The organism is Flammeovirga yaeyamensis (assembly GCF_018736045.1).
Lineage (GTDB): Bacteria > Bacteroidota > Bacteroidia > Cytophagales > Flammeovirgaceae > Flammeovirga > Flammeovirga yaeyamensis.
In genome coordinates, this window is record NZ_CP076133.1 from 883,127 (window position 1) to 903,314 (window position 20,188).

The 20,188-nt window shown below is 35.4% G+C and carries 12 protein-coding genes; 11 read left to right on the forward strand and 1 reads right to left on the reverse strand.

Annotation, left to right across the window (positions count from 1 at the left end; translation table 11 throughout):
- Positions 1-56 precede the first annotated feature (56 nt).
- From KMW28_RS23520 to KMW28_RS23560, 9 genes are all read left to right on the forward strand, one after another.
- Complete coding sequence (locus KMW28_RS23520) at positions 57-2,318, forward strand: beta-galactosidase (RefSeq protein ID WP_169661951.1); 2,262 nt, start codon at positions 57-59, stop codon at positions 2,316-2,318.
- A gap of 35 nt (positions 2,319-2,353) precedes the next feature.
- Positions 2,354-2,923 (forward strand): hypothetical protein, encoded by a 570-nt coding sequence (locus KMW28_RS23525; RefSeq protein ID WP_066214132.1) that lies wholly within the window; start codon positions 2,354-2,356, stop codon positions 2,921-2,923.
- Positions 2,924-3,129: 206 nt separating this feature from the next.
- Positions 3,130-6,141: an Ig-like domain-containing protein gene (locus KMW28_RS23530; RefSeq protein ID WP_169661950.1), complete on the forward strand. Its 3,012-nt coding sequence runs from the start codon at positions 3,130-3,132 to the stop codon at positions 6,139-6,141.
- A gap of 232 nt (positions 6,142-6,373) precedes the next feature.
- Entirely contained in the window at positions 6,374-9,640 is a 3,267-nt protein-coding gene (locus KMW28_RS23535) for a T9SS type A sorting domain-containing protein (protein WP_169661949.1), read from the forward strand.
- A gap of 364 nt (positions 9,641-10,004) precedes the next feature.
- Complete coding sequence (locus KMW28_RS23540) at positions 10,005-11,543, forward strand: T9SS type A sorting domain-containing protein (protein ID WP_169661948.1); 1,539 nt, start codon at positions 10,005-10,007, stop codon at positions 11,541-11,543.
- Positions 11,544-11,863: 320 nt separating this feature from the next.
- Positions 11,864-12,376 (forward strand): hypothetical protein, encoded by a 513-nt coding sequence (locus tag KMW28_RS23545; protein ID WP_169661947.1) that lies wholly within the window; start codon positions 11,864-11,866, stop codon positions 12,374-12,376.
- Positions 12,377-12,384: 8 nt separating this feature from the next.
- Entirely contained in the window at positions 12,385-12,717 is a 333-nt protein-coding gene (locus KMW28_RS23550) for a hypothetical protein (protein WP_215585969.1), read from the forward strand.
- A gap of 75 nt (positions 12,718-12,792) precedes the next feature.
- Complete coding sequence (locus tag KMW28_RS23555; protein ID WP_169661945.1) at positions 12,793-13,065, forward strand: hypothetical protein; 273 nt, start codon at positions 12,793-12,795, stop codon at positions 13,063-13,065.
- An 8-nt stretch (positions 13,066-13,073) separates the two neighbouring features.
- Positions 13,074-13,571 (forward strand): hypothetical protein, encoded by a 498-nt coding sequence (locus tag KMW28_RS23560; RefSeq protein ID WP_169661944.1) that lies wholly within the window; start codon positions 13,074-13,076, stop codon positions 13,569-13,571.
- A gap of 98 nt (positions 13,572-13,669) precedes the next feature.
- Here the strand turns inward: KMW28_RS23560 and KMW28_RS23565 are convergent, their stop codons facing one another.
- Entirely contained in the window at positions 13,670-15,097 is a 1,428-nt protein-coding gene (locus KMW28_RS23565; RefSeq protein ID WP_169661943.1) for a sulfatase, read from the reverse strand.
- 341 nt (positions 15,098-15,438) lie between these two features.
- Between KMW28_RS23565 and KMW28_RS23570 the strand changes: the two genes are divergently transcribed.
- Both KMW28_RS23570 and KMW28_RS23575 read left to right on the forward strand, forming a co-directional pair.
- Positions 15,439-18,249 (forward strand): PQQ-like beta-propeller repeat protein, encoded by a 2,811-nt coding sequence (locus KMW28_RS23570; protein ID WP_169661942.1) that lies wholly within the window; start codon positions 15,439-15,441, stop codon positions 18,247-18,249.
- A gap of 345 nt (positions 18,250-18,594) precedes the next feature.
- The gene (locus KMW28_RS23575; protein WP_169661941.1) at positions 18,595-20,169 is read left to right on the forward strand and encodes a BNR-4 repeat-containing protein; all 1,575 of its coding nucleotides are present in this window, start codon (positions 18,595-18,597) and stop codon (positions 20,167-20,169) included.
- Positions 20,170-20,188: the final 19 nt, after the last annotated feature.

Genomic DNA, 20,188 nt, shown 5'->3' on the forward strand with positions numbered 1-20,188 from the left:
GAATCAAGAATTTTTTCAAGGTGTGTACTAAAATTATAATCAGCAGCATGATGAAAATGAAGAATTATTTATCTGTCATAGCACTACTTCTATTAAGTTGTTTCCACTCATTGGAAGCCCAAGACTTAAAGCTTCAGATAGAAAAAGAAACAGAACAGCTTCACAAGTTGGTAAAGAAAGCAGAAAGAAAAGGTATTGATGTTAGCAAAGAATTAAGCACATTCAGAACAGCAGCGATATTTTCTAGATATGCAGATTGGGATGAAAAGAATTTCAAGAAAAATGTGAAGTTATTCAACTTAGTCAAAAAGCTTAACGATAAAACTCCTGAGGAAAATGCACATTATTTACCTCAATTCGAAAGAGAACAAATTCTTTTGATGCTTAAAAATGCACAATCAGAATTGGAGGCAGTTTTAAGTGGAGAACATCAAAGACAAGCGACACCAAAAATAGATTGGTCTAATCTGGATATCAATAATAATACAATTGAACAGAATGGAGAACCTGTTTTTATATATGATTATGTATGGAAACCCACAGGTAAAGAATTTCAGGAGTTTTATGGAGAACAAGATGGAATTTTTCTAACAACAGGTTATCTAAATGAAGATGGATCGTTAAAGCACTACAAACTAAAAGAGATACAAAATAAGGAGAGCGGTACATTAGGTACGGTATTTTTAAACCATCTTAATCCACCAAAATGGGCCATAGATAAGTATACCGATTTTACGGTAGGTGGACGTAGATATACGGGTTACGATATTGACAACCCAGGAGCAAAAGAAATTCAACGTCAGTTAATTTCTCAAGTGGCACCACTCACAAAAGGAAAGAATTATGCGAAGTTAGGTTGGATGTTAACGAATGAGCCTCACTGGTTCACAATTAAAGATTCATGGGCTTCGGGTACAGTTTCTAATTTCACTTTACAGAAATTTAGAGGCTATTTAAAGGAGAAGCACAAGGATATTAGTGTATTAAATAAACGTTGGAATACCTCATTTACTTCTTTTGATGCTGTCGAGATCAGTATTCCAATTGAAGCAAAACTTCAAGGAACTTCGAAGTGGTACGATTGGATGAGTTTTAATCAATACAGAGTGACGGAATGGTTTACTTTTCTACAAGATGAAATCAGATCTCATGATAAAGAGGCTCACACTCATATTAAATTGATGCCTAACCTTTGGACAGAAAACAAAAGAGATCATGGTATTGATATGGAAGCATTATCTGATCTAACTTCTATAATGGGTAACGATGCGGGTTCTCATTATTCTGCCATGTGGGGTAAAAAAGAAGAATGGGTAGATCATTATGCTTACTCTTGGAGAGAGATGTGTATGAGCTATGATTTTTATAAATCCATATCGCCTAACAAGGTGATCTACAATTCTGAAACACATTATTTATCAACGGTAAAATTCAGAGAGTTGGATTTAAACCTCGATTATGTGAATGCAACCCATTGGATGGCGACGATCTTGGGTCTAAATTCTAGTAAAGCGTGGTTCTGGCCTCGAAAAGAAGACGGTTCTCTAAAAAGCTACACTGAAAAAGGTTATGCCGGATCTTTAGCCATGCAACCTGCAGTAGTGGATAAGGTAACAAGAACTATGATGGATCTAAACGCCAATGCTCAAGCACTTACAGAGATCCAAAATCTAAGAAAACCGATTCGTATCTTTTATTCTGAAACGTCAGCCATAAATCTTAAAAAACACATGGACGATGTGTTTACTACTTACGAAAATCTATTTTTCGAAGGATATTCAATCGGCTTTGTCACAGAGAATATTTTAAAGAAACAGTCTCAAAAAAACTGGGATGTAGTGGTTGTTCAAAAGACTCCATTCATCAAACAATCAGAAAAAGATGCTTTGCAAAAATACTTGGATAATGGTGGTACAGTAATCATAGATAATGCAAGTATTCTAAAGAACGAATATGGAGAAAAGCTTTCGCCTTTGAATAAAAGCAATGGTCAACTTATTAAGGTGGAGGACTTAAATGAAATGAAGTTGAAAGCTTTGGCAGAAGTGACTTCAAAGCATACTCTTCAAGTAAGTGAGTTAAATGATCATGCTAAAAAAGGAGTTTTTTGGAGGTATGTAAATACTGATAAAAACAGCAATATGCTTACGCTAATTAATATTGGTAAGGAAGCAAGAGCAATTGAAATTAAACTGACGGACGCTGAAAAGTCTACATCTGTAAAAAATATTCTAACTGGAGAGCAATTAGAGAATAACATCACCCTCCAGCCATTTGATGTTCTCTTTGTTGAAGTCAACGACTCTTTAAAATTATAAGTAACTACACAAGACAAACGATAAATTATAATCTTATGAAATCAATTTTTTTCATCTTAACACTAATCGTAGCAACATTTAATTTTCACGATTGCCAAGCACAAGCTGATCCTGAAGTGGAAAGTATTTTAAACCAAAAGAACTTTGGTTTTGAATCAAGAATGAGCGGTTGGTGGACAAAAGACAAACAATACTGGAGTATTACTGATGAAAAGTCAGCTTCAGGAAAAGTGAGCTGTAAATTTACATGTGACGCTATTCCAGAACAGCAAAACATGAAAATTGAAAGCAAGAACAATCACAAAGTAGACGATAGTTTTAAAATTAATGTTGAAGAAGGGGAGTACAAAATTCGTCTAAAAGTATTCTTGGAAGAACAACATCCTAAAAGTTTACACCTTAGTTTTGTAGAACCGAACAAAGCTTGGCTTCAATCCATTATCAAATTCAGAAAATTAGAAACAGGTAAATGGATCGATGTGGAAACTAAAATTAAACTGACCAACATCGTTAATGGTAAAATGGTTTTGATGGTTCCATCGAATGTAACACATGGAGGAGAAGGAACATTTTATGTGGACGATATTCGTCTAGAAAAAATATAAACTGAATTTTCTCAGTTATCAAAGAAGAGGTTGTCTCATTATTCGATAGAATCTTGTATCAATAGCCCAGGAATTAATTCCTGGGTTTTTGATACAAGATAAAAAGGATAAATGAGACATTCTTGTTTTGGTAAGTATAGGATAAATATGATGAAGAATCTTAAATGATATCTATGGATATTGTTGCATATACATTATTATAAGAGATGAATAGAATTACTTACTTTTTTACTGTTGTATTGTTTCTTGTGTTTTCTATTAATGCTGTCGGTCAGTCTTTAGAACAATTGGTAGAAGCTAAAATAGACTCCCTAGAAACATTAATTCTTGAAGCAAACAAACAAGAAATTGATACTCAAAAAGAGGAGATGATTGTCTTTACGGCAAAGTTGTTTTTAGATTTTGCTAAAGTGGATGAACAATCGATTTCCGAAAATAAAAACTACTACGCAGAACATCCTTTATATAAAGAGGAAGCCCAGCAATTAGCCAATGATCTACCTGATTTCGAAAGACAAAAAACATTAGAATTATTGGATGAGGCGGTGGCGCATATACATCAAGTACTATCAAAAAATATACTAAGGAAAGCGACAACGGAGATTAATTATTCCAACATTCAGCTCGACAATAATCATCTGATGCAAAATGGGAAAACTGTTTTTCTAATGGATTATGTATGGAAACCGGATGATGTTTCTGACGATACAAAAAAACACTTTGGTGCCTATGGGAGTGAATATATTTCACCAAGTTTTATCAACGAGGACTTCTCCTATAAAAATTGGGCATTTGATAGGGTCGCCAATAACAATAATCAAAATATCGGTGCCGTATTTATTGATAACAATAACATTCCTGCTTGGGCTTACGAAAAGTATGACAATTTTGATGTAGGAGGTCGAAAGTACGGAACATACGATATCGATCATCCTGGAGCAAGAGAAATATATGGGAAGCTTTTCGAATATTTTATTCCTTTAGTGAGTGGTAAGGAACACTCAAAACTAGGGTATATGTTATTTAATGAGCCTAGTTTTTTTACACGTGAAGGGACTTGGAATACTGGAGAAGTATCGGAATACACCAAAAGTAAATTCAGAACTTGGCTAAAAGAAAAACATCAATCTATCGAAAACCTAAATACATTATGGGCATCTAGCTACGGTAGTTTTGATGAGGTAGATGTACAAATTCCGATGAGTACCAACAAACAAGGTTTAAGTATTTGGTACGATTGGATGGCGTTCAATCAGTACAGAGTAACTGAGTGGTTTACATGGGTGAAGAATGAAATAAGAAAATATGATGATGATGCTAAAGTGCACATCAAATTAATGCCTTGGCTGTGGGTGAGAAATGCGAGAGATCATGGAATGGATTACGAAAGCCTCATTCGATTAACTGATATCATTGGAGTAGATGCGAGTGCTAAGAACGATCAGATGTGGGGAGAGAATGATTGGGACCACCGTTATGGTATGGAGTGGTTACCAACCACAATGATCTTCGATTTTTATAAATCTGTGCAACCCAATCAGTTTATTTATGATTCCGAGAATCACTTCTTAACATCAGTTTCTTTTATGTTTAAAGAAGTTGATCCAGATTATGTCAATGCTATTTATTGGTTAGGACACCTACATGGACTTTCAGCCTCAAAAAGTTGGGTGTGGTCTAGATTGAGTAATGGTAAGATTGATCCACAAAGACCTGTTAGTGGAGAATATATTGTGGACGTGACTCATCAGCCGAAAGTGCTCGCTCAAGTACAATCTACCATGATGGATTTAAATACTTTTAGTGAAGATATCTTTAAATTTCAATCCAAAGAAAAACCAATAAGAATCTTCTATTCTGAAACTTCAGCCATCAATAGAGAGGGTTATATGGAAGAGGATATTCACGAGATTTATCAACAATTGTATTTTGAAGGAATTCCTATCGGTTTTGCCACAGAAAACATCATTAAATCCAAGAAAGATGATTGGGATGTCATCGTAGTGTATAATACCGAATCCGTAAAAGAATCAGAAATTGATGCACTGCAAGAGTATATCAATGCAGGTGGAAAAGTGATACTCAATTCCAATTCATTAAAATACAATGAATATGGTGCGCCTCATTCAAAAGTATTAAACGGTGCGATTTACAATAACTCTTTAGCTGGTATGGCTGATCTAGCTGTTTCTAATGTAAAGAATTCTCCCAAATTGGAAATTGTAGAAACCAATGAAAGTACTGGTAAAGGGTGTTTTTGGCGATCAATATCAACTACAGAGGGCAAAGAGATACTTTCTATTATTAACCTTGGAAATACTGATGCTGATATCTCTATCAATTTAAAAAAATCAGACTATGGTACTTTCTGTTTCAACTTGATGACAGGAAAATCGATTGATAATCAGTTGGTGCTTTCGCCTTATCAGGTATACTTTTTAGAAGTGAGAGATGAAGTAAAAGTAACTCCAAGTGTGGGATTCGTTTCTCCTCAGAATGGAGACGAATTTTTAGTAAACAACACTGTAGATGTGGAGGCCACTACTTCAATTGATAATGGCAATATTAAAGGAGTAAGACTTTTTATTGATGATCATTACGTTGGAGAAAAAACAGCGGCTCCCTATAGTTGGTCTGTAGATTACTTTAAAGATCAACCGGCAAAATCGTATACCCTCACTTTAGTAGCTACCTCTGAAAAAGGAGTAGAGTCAACATCAAGTATTACGATTCAGACCAACTGTGAGAATATAAGTAGTGAGGTAACCGTTGATGGAAATTCATTAAAAGCGGTTCAAGAGGAAGCCACTTATCAATGGTTCAATTGTGATGCTCCGGAAATCATATTAGGAGATAACTCACCCATTTTTACTCCACAAGAATCGGGAACATATGCAGTAATGATTTCTAATGAGACGTGTACCACGATTTCTGATTGTATGGATATGAATGTCACCTCAATTGATGATCAAATAGGATGGGTGATGCCAACAGTTTATCCTAATCCAACAAACTATAAAACGACAGTTGATTTTGGGAAGCAGTATGATCAAATCAATTTAAAAGTGATCAATACGATTGGGGTAGTGCTTATGGATCAACAATATAAAACGAAGAGAAAAGTAGAATTGGATCTAAAAGAATACAAAACGGGGATCTATTTTATACAGGTTTCTACCAATGATTATATGAATGTTTTGAAAGTAGTCAAAGAGTAGTTGTATTTCAGCAGTAAATATGCCTCTAATTTGTATCTACTAATGAATATAATGTCTGTAATAATAAATAACAGCATAGACAAGCGGTTTTCATTAGGCGTGTAAAATACAATTAAACTAGTTTTGTTGAAAGCGAAATCATTCGTTTTGAAATTAATTTTCTGTAAAAATCAATCTTAAAAATTAACGGCAAACAATATTGTCATTCGTTAAACAAAACTATTTTTTTTGTATGAAAAGAAATATTACTTCAATTCTATTTTTCATCATCGGTCATCTGTCTTTCGCCCAGAATCTTATTCCTAATGGCGACTTCGAAGGTGATAATGGAAACTGGAATTTTAAAGGAACTTCAGAAATCATTTCTAATACGTATAATCCTGATCACGGTAATGCGGTTAGGTTCACAATGAATGCATCAGGCGGTTGGGCAACAGTAGGACTGAATCAAAATATTACAGATCAGTTTACTTTTCCTTTAGCGGAAGCGCAAGAATTTATGGTGACCTATGACCTTGCATTAGAGTTTGATGAAACTCAAATGACAGCAGCTGATGCAGATAAATATACTAATGACACCGGGTTTAGTACAGGCTTCTTCTTGATATCTAATGCTTCTAATCAAGGAAATTGGATGAAATCAACTAAAGAAGCAGGTTATGTTAACATTCAAAATGTCTATACTCTAGGTACGGATGTAAACGATTTAAATGTAGAGGTACGTATTGGTAAAGCATTAGATGGTTATAGCGACCAATTTAAACTAAGTGGCCTTTCGTATGTGTTTGATAACCTAGAGATGATTCCTCTTGCTGATTTTATGCAAGCAGAGTTAGAAGATTTAGCGCTTACTTTTAACAGTGTGGATCCTCAAGATGGTAATGGTATTGTGTTTGATATCGAAAGCTTTCCATCGTCTCATAAAGGTATATATTTAACTTGGGCATCAGGTAATCCGTCATTAATTGATGATCAAGGGGTGATTATCCAACGCCCTGAGGTAGAAACGAAGGTAACTTTTGTGGCGACAGCTACTTTACAAAATACAACTACTCAAAAAGAAGTAGAGGTTACTTTACTTCCCATCATAGATGGATCAGGAAACTATATTGTAAGTAATGCAAACTTCGAAAAAGATCTTGCGGTAGGTTGGAATACTATTAATGCAGGAAATTTCCAACAAGTGGACTACCATGGATCAAAAGCGATTCAACTCGAAGGTGGTGGTTCAAGTATTGGTAACTTACAGGTTAATTCTATTGGTTATCCAGTATATAAAAATCCATCAGTTGTTAGTTATTATAAAGTGACTTCTACGGTAGAATCAACAAATCCAGCAGATAAAATTAGATACCGTTTTAGATATCAATTAGCAGGAGATGCATCTTATACCTCTTTAACGGGAGTAGTAAATACTTCTGAAATTGGTGAGGGACAACATCATATTGTCAATTATTATCAGTTAGATAATCCTGAGGAAAAGTTATTGGAAGGATTAGGTGTTCAAATTCAATATGGAGGATCTACAGGTAATATCATCATTGATTATGTCAATTTAGAAGAAGTATCGGAGGACGAATATCAGTTAAATAACTTGGTCAGTACTTTTGCTCTTCAGTTACAAAATGAGGAAAACTTGAATAATGTTCGTACTAACTTCCCATTACAAACGACTGACGAATTAGGATATGGATCGACCATTACTTGGGAGGTGAAAAATCCAGATGCTTACCCTGATGCTGTAGTGATTGAAGATAATCATGCGGTATTGAATAGAAGCTTGGCAAAGATTGAAGGCGTAGAATTAACGGCTACAATTTCCAAAGGTAATGTAAGCGTTCAAAAGGTATTTACTTTTGCTTTAGCATCTTTCTCTCCTCAAGAACAGTTGGATCAAGCGTATGCTGCTTTAGAGGTACTTTTCGAAGAAGGAAACGCTTACGATAACGTCTTCCAAGATGTGACTTTAGTGACTTCTACTATCAATAATGTGAAAGTGGAATGGGTATCTAATCATGCAAATATTACTGAAACTGGAGAGGTAACTTTAACTTCTGAAGAAGTGGAAGGAACATTAACAGCTACCTTGACAAAAACGACAAGTACTGATCCTTTGACTGTTGATAAGACCTTTACTTTAACAACAGCTAAGAACGATGAAAGTAAAGTACAAGAAGTATTAGATGCTATTTCGATTACGTATGCTGTAGGCGATGATAAGGACAACGTTACACAAAATGTGGTATTACCTTTAACAGACGATACTTATGCAGATGCTGTGATCGAGTGGACTTCGGACAATGCTGCAATTACAAATGCTGGTGAAGTAACAACAAGTTATGAAGATAACATCACTGTAACTTTAACTGCTACAGCATCAATTGGAATGAAGGAGCAAAGCAAAGAGTTTGTATTAACTGTTGCTCAAGATGAAGCTCAAGCGGTTATTGAAGCTTTAAAATTAGTAGTAATTGACCTTAACGGTAATGTGGATGCGGATAATATCACAGATAATATCGTTTTATCATCAGATGGTGCTTTCAATACAAGTATTGAATGGACTTCTTCTAACGAAAATGTGTTGGCAACTGATGGTACAGTCAATCAAATTTCTACCGATCAATCAATCAAGTTAACAGCAGTCGCTAAATTAAATGATGCTGCATCAGAAAGTAAAGAATTTGATGTGATTGTATTGGGCGATCCTTCTAAGAAATTGGAAGAAGCTGTAATGGCGGTAGAAGTTGTTTATGCTGAAGGCGAAGATGCCAATAATGTGATGTCTAATGTAACACTTGCATCGACAGGATTATTTGATGTAAACATCTCGTGGTCATCTAATAATGAGGCTGTTATTGCTAACGATGGTGCAGTTGTGAGAAGTATAGAAGATGAGACCGTGACTTTAACGGCTACAGTAACATTAGACGATAAAAGCATGGACAAAACATTTGATTTGAAGGTAATTGCTGATGCATCATTACAATTTGCAGCGGCTGTAGAAGCACTTGAAATCGGACTTGCAGATGCTGATACGGAGGATAATGTGACTTCAGATGTAGATTTACCATTGTCATCTTTATATAACACTTTGGTTACTTGGGAATCGTCTAACGAGGACGTGATTACTGTAGATGGAGAAGTGACAGGTCAAGCAGAAGACGTAAACGTAACGCTAACCGCTACAATTACTTTAGGTGATTTATCAACTACTAAAGATTTTGATGTAACAGTGGCTAAGGTAGAAGCGCCAACATCGATTGATCCTAACCAAGTTGCGATTACAGTGTATCCAAATCCATCTGCTGATCAGATCAATGTCACTGCCAATAAAATCATACAGTCTGTAGATGTCTTTGATTTATTGGGTAGAAAAATGGAGAATTTACCAACACTTGAATTGGGTAATAATAAAGTTCAGATCAACATATCTAAATTACATAAAGGCAAATATGTTGTATTGGTAAACGGTAAAGCTAAAACATTTATCAAACAATAGGATAGGACACTATTGATATAAGGACTGACTGAAAGAAGAGGATGTCTCAAAATTCTGTAGAGCCTTGTATCATAAACCCCGGAATTAATTCTGGGGCTTATGATACGAGGGAAAATGGATAAATGAGACATCCTCTTTTTTATCCATTGCATAAAAGAGATTATCGTCCTGTAATACACTTAGATACATAAATTGTACAGTCCGCTACAAGACTCAAAGGGTTTATTTTCATCTTTAAAAACTTCTACTTCAAGCACAATCTGAAGAGGTCAATTATGAAATGAATTTACTAATGAGCATTATCTTTTCTATCAAAATGTAACTGATGAACGGAAGAGGATTGCTATTTAAAGAATGAAAGAAAATGAATCTTAAACAATTACTTTTTATCACTTCTATTTTTGTGGTATCCAACATTTGGGCACAAGATGAAGCTGATTTTTACACGGACAAAATCAATGATGTAACTAAAACCGTCAACTTAGTAGATGATTATGGGGTGAATAATCAAGATGATGAAGACGACAGTGAAGCTTTGCAAAGAGCAATTGATGAACTCACCGAACTACCGAATGGAGGAAGAATAAATATTCCGGCAGGGAAGTACTATTTTCAATCTATTCTTGTCAAATCAAACATCCACATTACAATAGATACAGAAGCACTTATTTATCCTACCGATCCTGGTAATGACAAGAACTATGTGATTATGAGTATTGGAAAAGATAATGAAGAGACTCGAAATGTAAGTGTGAGAGGTGTGGATGGTTATTACACCGTAGATGTTAGCAAAGCACGAAACCCGAATGTCAGAATGTTCCAATTGGTCAACGTCAAAAACTTTTTGATTTCTGATATGCATCTCGTAGATGATAACTCAAAATTCTCAGCCATTACTATTGGCTATTCGACTTACAATGGAGAATATGTAAGTTCAGAAAACGGAGTGATTAAAGACTGTAGTACTGTTGGTGCACATTATGGATATGGATTAATTCAATCTCAAGCGTTAAAAAATACCTTTTTCAAAAACCTTTGGGGTGAAGGTGGTGTAACGCTTCGATTAGAAACGGGATTGAATAAAATGAATGATCTTCAAGTAGGTGGAAATTTTGATATCTATGGCCAAAACATCTATTGTGAAAATGGGAATGCTGCAGTAATGATTTCTCCACATGCAATTAAGAACGGACACGTAGAAATTGATGGTGTAGAAGCAGTAAATACTGGTTTTGCGGTACGTATTGGTAAAGGGTATGTTACAAGTTCCCAAGAAGCTTTAGGAATCACTCCGGGATATTACGCCAGTACTTCTATTGTCAAAAACGTAAAAGCTACTTACGGTTGTAGTGCTCAAGTAAAATCAAAACATTTTAAATATTTCCCTTGTGAGGAAAAGCAATGGATAGGAACAGAATATAATCCTGATGGGGAAAGTTACCCAGCACCAGCAGTAGCTAATATTTTAAATACTGCAGATGGTAACAATAATACAGCTTTAGGTTATTTTGATGTCGCTATTTCAAATACTGAATCTATTGGGTTTAAAAACCAACCGAAAGACGTTGTGACGGAAGCAGATGAAAATACTGATTGTGGAGAAATTCCTCCTGTAACCGATGGTTGTGACTGCGAATGCAACAACAGTGGAGGTATTTCTAACTTACCACCTCAAGATGATCCTACCTATTTTGTTTTCCCTAACCCATCGCCAGATAAATTTAAAATTAGAGGAGATATTAGAGATACAGATCAAATTCACGTCATCAATCAGTATGGTGCTGTAATAAATGTAGAACCAATTTATTATGATACAAGATGGGTAGTAAATCTGCAGAATCAGCCTATTGGTATTTACTTCTTAAACATAAATGGAACAATTATTAAGTTGTTAAAAGAATAATTAGACCTGTTGACGAAGTAGAAGGTATTTATAAATCAATTAAAAAAGTCAACCTTAAAACAAGTATTTCTAATGTTTTAAGGTTGACTTTTTTTGTACGAGTTCTCTTCTATTCTTAGTGTTAAGCGCCAGCGTCACTAAGAATTTGTCATTGAAAAAGTCTAAAGACTTTTTTTGCACGAACGAAAACCATTAGAACTTATTTTGTATTAGACTTAGAGTTTTGTTATCAGAATTACCCTATTAATAATATATAAGGAATAGCTTAAGTTAGCTCCAATTCACTAAATATAAAAAACCTGTTATAATATCAATCAAACATGAAAAAGTTATTTTTATCAATCGTTGCGTTAATCGCATTTGTAACTGTCTCTAACGCCCAAACTTTCAATGTAGGCGACACCGTAAGGTATAACGGTAACACAAAGAAAGTGTACGTAATAACTAAATCTATTGCAAACGGCAAAAGGTTTAACTTAAAGAACGCTAAAACGGGTAACCAATGGGATGGGGTAAGTGCTAAAAAACTAACGACCTATACTGTACCTGTAGTAGTTGTAAGTAATGAATCTACTCAAACAGTAACTTATGATATTAACAGCAAACCTGACGCATTAGATTATGCACATGACTATAAAGAACGTAAAAAGGTATGGCGTTCGTTATTTTATGTAGGTTTAGGTGGGGCGACTATCGGAGCAGCTATAGCTTCAGCACCCGTTGTTGGAATAGGCGGAGTAGTTCTATTTATTGCGGGTATGGGCGAACTACATACTAACCCTATTAGAAACAATAAAGACAAAGTACAACGTGCACCTAGACACTTAAGATAATTACCACAATGAAAAAGATATTAATTACAATTATTACACTAATAACGTTCGTAACAGTATCGAATGCACAAACAAAGTCTGACGTATGCAAGGCAGTTGTACAGGCGGGTGTAGTAAATTATGCCGATTACAAAGGTAGTACACTGTTAGTTTATAAGAAAGTTCGAAATATTGACGACATAGGAACATTTAAAAAAATGTCTATGCGTGACAACATAAGTACAAAGTTAGGTAATATTAAAAGTGAATTAAGTAAGGCGGGTTTTACTGTACTTAAAATTTATGCTTACGATGAATACGACAATACTTTTATAGGACAGTATTATGTATCGAGTTTGTAAAAAAATTATTAGTTTATTTAGCATTAGGACGACCGTTCAGCTTGCCTTTTTTAAACAAACATAAATCAATCAATCATGAAAAAAGTATTAATCGTAGTATCATTATTTTTCGTTTTAATGTCATGTCATTCTTTAGAAACACAACATGACAATCTACTAATTGATTTAAATCAGAAAACATATAAAATAGGCGGCAGTGCCCTTGCGAATGACATGGTATACATCAATATGATGGCAAAGTATAAAGAACTTTATCGTATGCCTAATAGTGATGAAAAGGAAAAAATGAGTATTGAAATACTTACAAAAGTAAATCATTATTTAACTGCCACTTACGGTATAAAGTAACCAATAAAATGAAGTTAGCAAAGTATCTATTCAGACCAAATGCACTATTTTACGTCTATATAGTGTTAGCATTGTTAGCCATTGGATTTAGTAGTAAAGCACAAGACGACTTTAAGACTAACACGGGCTATGTTTCTACTAAAACATCATTTATAGATTTTAACACAGAAGAAATAAAAAAGCTACACCCTAATAGTATGGTTATATTAACTAATGAAAACGGTGTGTGTCACCTAAGTTTCTTATGTATTGATCCTGAAACGGATAAAACAATAGAAGGGAAGTATGAAATAGTTTTGAGTAAATCAAAATACTTTAATTATGAATTTGAACCTGCAAAAGTAGGAGACCCGAAAGTAAATATATTCATTCCTAATGGTAAAGATACATGGGAAGTTATAGTAACATTCTTTGACGGTACTTTAATAGACATGGGAGGTATAAGAGAAATAACGCCTGACGAACACAAAATATTAGCTTCGGGAAAGTCACCATTTTTAAACTAATAAAACAATGGATGGACCTAATTAATTTGACTGGACAATAAAAAAAGGCTGAATCAATCACATAGATTCAGCCTTCTAATTTATTTGAAAAGAGTTATTTACTTTGACTTGATAGTTAACTTAACCTTCTCATTCATCGCCGATCTCATTGCCTCTAAATCCTTTTGATAAGCTTTGTCACTAGCAACATTCGTCCACTCATTAGGATCTTTTTGATGGTCGTACAACTCTTCGAAACCATCCTTGTAAATAGTGTATCTAAAACGGTTAGAACGGATAGAATGCATGCCTTCATCCTTAGAAGTTACCGCTGTTCTATTCAGCTTTTTCTTTGGTGATTTTACCAATTCGATAATACTGCTTCCTTCGTTTTTATCGTTGGCAGGTAGGCCACACATTTCTACTAGAGTCGGGTAAATATCAAGTAGTGAGACCACTTCTTCAGATGCTTTTCCACCTTTTTCTCTTGGATCGTAAATCACCAAAGGTGTTTTAGCCGAACGTTCCCACAAAGTATTTTTACCCCAAATATCTTTTTCACCTAAGTGCCAACCGTGGTCGCCCATAATCACAATAATCGTATTGTCTTTGTATTCCGATTTTTCTAGCGCATTGATCAATTCACCCACACAGTCATCTGCAAAAGTGAGGTTAGCCAAATAGGCTCTTACTGCATCTTGCCAAAGACCTTTAGACACTAATTCGTCGTGAAGACCCAATTTCATTTTGTTGCCAAAACTACCTGTGTCTTTGATGTCGTCTTTTAAATAAGCAGGTAATTCGATCTTATCCACATCATACATATCGAAGTATTTTTTTGGAGCGTACCAAGGTAAGTGAGGTCTAAAAATACCACAGGCTAAGAAGAACGGTTTGTCGTGTTCTTTCTCTAAAAATTTCGCACAATACTCTGCATTTTGCCAATCGTTAGTTTCTTCTTTGGTGTCGTCAATTGGATACCAATCGAAGTTTTTCTTGGCGGTACCTTTCATATCTTTTCTACTGAAATCAATACCATGGCTTCTTCTTAAAGACTCTTCTGGAAATCTAGTTCCTAATTTTGAAAGTTTTTCTTCTTGAAAAGATCCAGGATCACTACCCGGTTTAGGCTTTGGTTTATTTCCTCTTGGGCTATGGAAAATCTTACCCGAAGCAACTGTCTGATATCCATTCGCACTAAAGTGTTGAGGAAGAGTAACCACATTTTCAAATCCTTCGTGATCTCTAAAGTGTTCAGAGTTACCATATACTTTAGTGGTCGACGGTCTCAAGCCTGTAAGCAAACTTGTTCTTGATGGATTACAAAGTGGAGCGGCACAATAAGCATTCTTAAACATCACTCCTTTTTTAGCGATTTTGTCGATGTTAGGTGTAATCGCTTGAGGATGACCTTCGAATGCACCCACCCAATCGTTCATGTCGTCGACCATGATGAACAGCACATTCGGTTTTTCATTTTGTGCTTGTAACAGACTTACCGATAGTAGCCCGAAGACAAGGAATGTCTTAAATATTCTACTTTTCATATTTTTTTCATTTCAATGATAAAAAACCTGAGGAATCAGGAACATACAAATATGTTTTTTTTCGATGTTTTACGACTTTCGGTACGTTCTTAATATGTCTTTGTTAATCCATTCCGTAATTTTGAGTACAATTTCGAATTTTGTATCTGCATGTACAATAAGATTTGTACAGTAAAAGGATGTGAAATAGTTAACTATCAGATAAACAATGAAGTAGGATTGTTATCTGTCCGGTGTCAATTTGTGCCCACACGTACAGATACAAAGTACTGATACAAGAAGACCCCTTAAAAATGATGGTCAGCTACATTTGCCTAAGTGAAATGAAAAAATGAATCATTATGAAGAAATTCAACTCTTTATGTAAACTCATCGGTTTCATCACCTTGTTTTTGATGAGTACGAGTGCTTGGGCTCAAAAACAGGGGATAACTAGTATAGATACCGATTATACAATTACGCATGTTCGTAATGCCAATTTCAAAAAGAAGAACTATATCGTAGCCAATAGTTACGAAGGTAGAATTCTCATTTTTGATGAAAAAGGCAAAAAGCTGTGGGATCATCCATTATCAGGATATGCCAATCACGATCTATGGTGCGACGATATTAATAACGATGGCAACGACGAAATCTTAGCAGCTAATGCCGATGGACACCTATATGTATTAAACCATAAAGGCGATCTATTGTGGAAATACAAAGCCGAAGACACACCTCTTTCATCGGTGACCGCAATGAATGGTGCCGAAGGTAAATATATTGTGATTGGCGGTATGGACCGATACCTCTATTACCTTTCTCCAAAAGGAAAACTAATCCAATCCATTTTTGCAGATGACTACTCTCTAGAGAAAGCGCGATCAAAAATGAAAGACAAAAGAATTCCTAGTTCAACTTCTCATGTGGCTAATTTCTTACGTCCTGCTAAATACACTAATGGAGAAGAGATTTTGGTGGTTCACGGTATGCACAATCAAAATAATTCGACAGGCTCTATCTACTTATTTAAGGCAGATGCCAACACTCCATTCAAGAAATTCAGTCTTGGAACAAAAGGTACCGTAGGTGATCTTAGAGTTGTCGATGCCAATAATGATGGTGTAAACGAGTTGTCTTTGGGTTCTTCTGGAATGCTAGAGAAAGGTCAAATTACTGAAGTGAATTTAGAAAGTAAGGAAGTGATTTCTCATTCTTTCAGAAAAAATTTCAGAAAGGAACTTAAAAACTACGGTTACCGTGTTGCTCAAACCGACTTAGTGATGCTTGGCAAAGAGTCTAAGTTTTTCACCTTAGTAGGGAACAACATCATTTTGCAAGATGCGAAGTACAATGTACAAACTGCAGAAGTATTGCAAACGAAATATGCTTACAACAATATGTGGAAAGATACTTCTACAGGTAACATCATTTTAGCAAGTGCACAAAGTGGAGGTAGCTGTATTCATATTCTTCATCTTGATAATCCTTCATGGAAGAAAGCGTACAAAAACTTAGAGCCTAAAGGAAAATTATCTAAGTTATTAAAGAATACTGCCGACTTTAGATCAACTATTCAGTCTTTCAAGAAACCGAAGTGGGAAAGACAAGGTCAGGAAGTCTTTTTCATGACGGAGAAGATCAACGAAGGCAACGAAGAAATTATCGCCAAATTGAAGAAGCAAAACAAATCCCCTTATTTCTTGAAGAGTCAGCATATGCCGAAAGTAGAGAATTGGGACCGTACCGACTTTGGTAATAAGGTGTATACTGAAAAGCGTGATAGAAGAAAAAAATATGCCTTAACACAACAAGATGTTTTGGATATTCTAGTTCCTAACTATAAAAACGAATACGGCATCAGTTATTGGGGTGGACATGGTAACGACCCAATGATGATTAGCTTAGAAACAGAAAAGAAAATTCTTGATGCAGGAGGGGATAAAAAGACAGTCATGATCTTTCCAGAATTGGAGCATTATGATCAGAACTTTGCTTATGTAATGGACAACTTCTTATATCCTTTGGCCGATTATGCTAAAGGAAAGAACGCTAATATTTATGTAAGGACTAAACACGCTTTCTGGCATTCGATTATCTACCTTCCAATGTGGAACGGATTGGTTTCTGGGGAATACTCTTCGATATTTGTGCCTTCTATGGAGGAAACTACAGATAAGTCAATGGACTTGAGCTACTCAGGGAAAATGGGTATTTGGGCGAGTGGAGCCACGGATAGCTGGGGAGCAAGAGCAGCAAGAGACAACACAAGTTATTACAGACAAAGGCAGTTCTCGAGTCAGACTATTCCGAACCACATGTTAAGAATGATGGTGTACAACATAGCCAGTGGAGCACAGTATTTAAATAACTTCCATGTGGATCAGAAATACTTTAGTGTATTGTACGAGATGGTCGACAAAGGTGTGATTTATGTGCCTAAGAAATCGGAGATCGTAAGTTTCAACCCGGTTCACCTAAGTATGACAACTCCGGATAAAGACTTTTTAGATGAAGGAAACAACGTGAAGTGGACGACTTTCTACGATAAAGAGAAAGAAGATAATCGTAAAATGGTATTCTCTCGTTTGAATGGTTCATGGCCTGCAGCACCTGTAACAGCATATGATTTCTCTGCTTATGCATCAGGTTCTAAAGAGAGACGCTTAGACTTCTTACCGAAGTTCGAAAATGGGATGGTATTAATTACCCCACCTCAAAATGGAGTGTTTGCCGATAAAGATGCTCCAAGAGGAAAATTAGAGGATCATCTTCACCCATTATATAAGAACATCACGAAGGAATTCATCACCAATGGTAAAGACTATTTATCTGCAGATGGAAAGCAAACCTTTGCAGCAGATACTTACTACAAAAATGTAGAAAAAGCCATTCAAGAAGGAAGCAAGCAAATTCCTGTCAATGTATCTGGAGATGTGGCTTGGGTTGCCGTTCAAACTGCACCAAATCATATTCGATTAACGTTGGTGGATAATGGGTATATTAATCCCGACGATCGCACAGCAAAAATCACTTTCAATTCTATTGAAGTGAAAGGAGTGAAGGATGTGGTTTCTAAGGAAGAAATCGATTACTCAGATAAAAATATGGAAGTGGAAATACCTTGTGGTCTTTTCAGATTTCTTGATATTGAGTTGAGCGTGCCTTTGTAGGAATACATTAATTTTAATTCGCTTATAAAGCAGTAAAAAATCATCATGTTGTGAATATATAGCATGATGATTTTTTTGTTTACTATCAAAAACTAGCAAAGCTTATAATCCTAATTCTTCTCTTTATCCTGATCAGCTCTTAAGCAAACTATTTTATTAACATCATACGATAGATAAAAAAGTCCAAACTATGGGTTAATCTGTCCTAATACCTATTTAAGCGTTGATTCATTGCACGAATGTTAAGTAATTGAACCTAATGATTTTTAAATGAACATTATACAAATGGTAATGAAAAGGAATGATGATGAATTATTTTACTAATTAGAATTAACACGAATTGAAATGAAAAAACTCAGTTTAACATTACTTATTTTTCTACTATCTTTTACTGCATTTTCGCAGTCAGCCAGCTACAGTACATCAACCGTTTCAACACAATGCTGGACCACAAATCCGGTGATCGCAACAGCAACACAACAAAACTCCATTGCGGTCTTTGAGAACTTTGTCTATGTGGTGTTTTATAATTCCGATAGATATTTATGTATCTCAAGAAGTGATAATTATGGAAATGGAGGTTGGAAAACCATTCAGCTGAACCACCGTTACGAAAAACGAAATGGGGTTTGGGATAGTCATAATACACCCAACATTGTGATTTCGCCAATCGACAAGCGTATTCATTTATCTTTTGATATGCACAAAAGAGATCTGAGATATATGCTTTCTTGGGCCAATACAGCTACCATCAGTAATTCTGAATTTACAGCAAGCAGATTTAGTTCTGTCCGTAATTATTTGGAAGCGAATAAAACAAAAATTACAGATGTTACATACCCTCGTTTCTTTGTAGGCAGAAACCAGCATCTATTTTTCATGTACCGTAAAGGCGGTAGTGGAAACGGAGATACCTACATGGTAAAATATAATAATGATGCCACTTGGGGAAAGCCCTTTGAGATCATAGATGGAAACATTGGCACCCACAATGGAAGTGGTAGTCGATGTGCCTATTTTAATGATGTTCAGTTCCATGCGGGTAAAATTCATTTAACATGGGTTTGGAGGGAAACTTCAAACGCAGATACCAATCATGATTTAATGTATGCCTATTCGGGTAATGATGGTGTCTCATGGAAAAACTCCAACGGAGAGTATCTATCCATGCCGATGAATCTGAATAGTCCAGGTTTAAAAGTCGCAACCATTCCTACAAATACCGGCTTGATAAACCATAATGGATGTGCTGTCGATGGAGACGGAAATGTACATACAGTATTAAGAATCAATGGTGGATACCATCATTATTATGGAATTAAAGGCAGTGATGGCAAGTTTAATTGGTCATCTAGAACAGTAGCCACTTTTGGAGGTGATCGTCCAAAATTATATTGCGATCGCTCATCAAATACTTTATATCTGATGGTAAGATCGTCAACCACATTACGATTGTATGCCACAGTATCCAACAATAAAAATTGGAATCAGTGGAAGGAAATAAAATCATTTTCAGATAAGTTTTCTTCGACAACAAATAGCATAATCAATAGTTCTGGGAATAAGTTAACCACTATGGCCGTGTCAAGCGATGCTCGTTTACAGGTGGTACATTGGGCACTTTCCCCCAGTTCAAATGCAAGAACATTAGGAGTAACAGAGGAGTCTTTATTGGAGGATAAGAAAATTAGGATATACCCTAATCCAACAAGTTCTTCTTTTACCATTGATTTTGGACAAATTGAAAATGCTGAAGTGTTGATATATAATCAGTTAGGTCAGAGGGTGTATCAAGACGATGTTTCGGAGAGAAGCTTAAGACTTTCTAAGGGGAATACCTTTAGCAAGGGAATCTATTTGATCAATTTTATTGATAAGTCAACACTAAAGGTTTATCAAGAAAAATTGGTGATTCAATAGTTGTTTTAAACATTTAAAA

Excerpts from the sequence above, each read along its gene's own strand:
- KMW28_RS23520 (WP_169661951.1), top strand. The coding sequence starts at position 57 with ATGAAGAATTATTTATCTGTCATAGCACTACTTCTATTAAGTTGTTTC.
- KMW28_RS23525 (WP_066214132.1), top strand. The coding sequence starts at position 2,354 with ATGAAATCAATTTTTTTCATCTTAACACTAATCGTAGCAACATTTAAT.
- KMW28_RS23530 (WP_169661950.1), top strand. The coding sequence starts at position 3,130 with ATGAATAGAATTACTTACTTTTTTACTGTTGTATTGTTTCTTGTGTTT.
- KMW28_RS23535 (WP_169661949.1), top strand. The coding sequence starts at position 6,374 with ATGAAAAGAAATATTACTTCAATTCTATTTTTCATCATCGGTCATCTG.
- KMW28_RS23540 (WP_169661948.1), top strand. The coding sequence starts at position 10,005 with ATGAATCTTAAACAATTACTTTTTATCACTTCTATTTTTGTGGTATCC.
- KMW28_RS23545 (WP_169661947.1), top strand. The coding sequence starts at position 11,864 with ATGAAAAAGTTATTTTTATCAATCGTTGCGTTAATCGCATTTGTAACT.
- KMW28_RS23550 (WP_215585969.1), top strand. The coding sequence starts at position 12,385 with ATGAAAAAGATATTAATTACAATTATTACACTAATAACGTTCGTAACA.
- KMW28_RS23555 (WP_169661945.1), top strand. The coding sequence starts at position 12,793 with ATGAAAAAAGTATTAATCGTAGTATCATTATTTTTCGTTTTAATGTCA.
- KMW28_RS23560 (WP_169661944.1), top strand. The coding sequence starts at position 13,074 with ATGAAGTTAGCAAAGTATCTATTCAGACCAAATGCACTATTTTACGTC.
- KMW28_RS23565 (WP_169661943.1), bottom strand. The coding sequence starts at position 15,097 with ATGAAAAGTAGAATATTTAAGACATTCCTTGTCTTCGGGCTACTATCG.
- KMW28_RS23570 (WP_169661942.1), top strand. The coding sequence starts at position 15,439 with ATGAAGAAATTCAACTCTTTATGTAAACTCATCGGTTTCATCACCTTG.
- KMW28_RS23575 (WP_169661941.1), top strand. The coding sequence starts at position 18,595 with ATGAAAAAACTCAGTTTAACATTACTTATTTTTCTACTATCTTTTACT.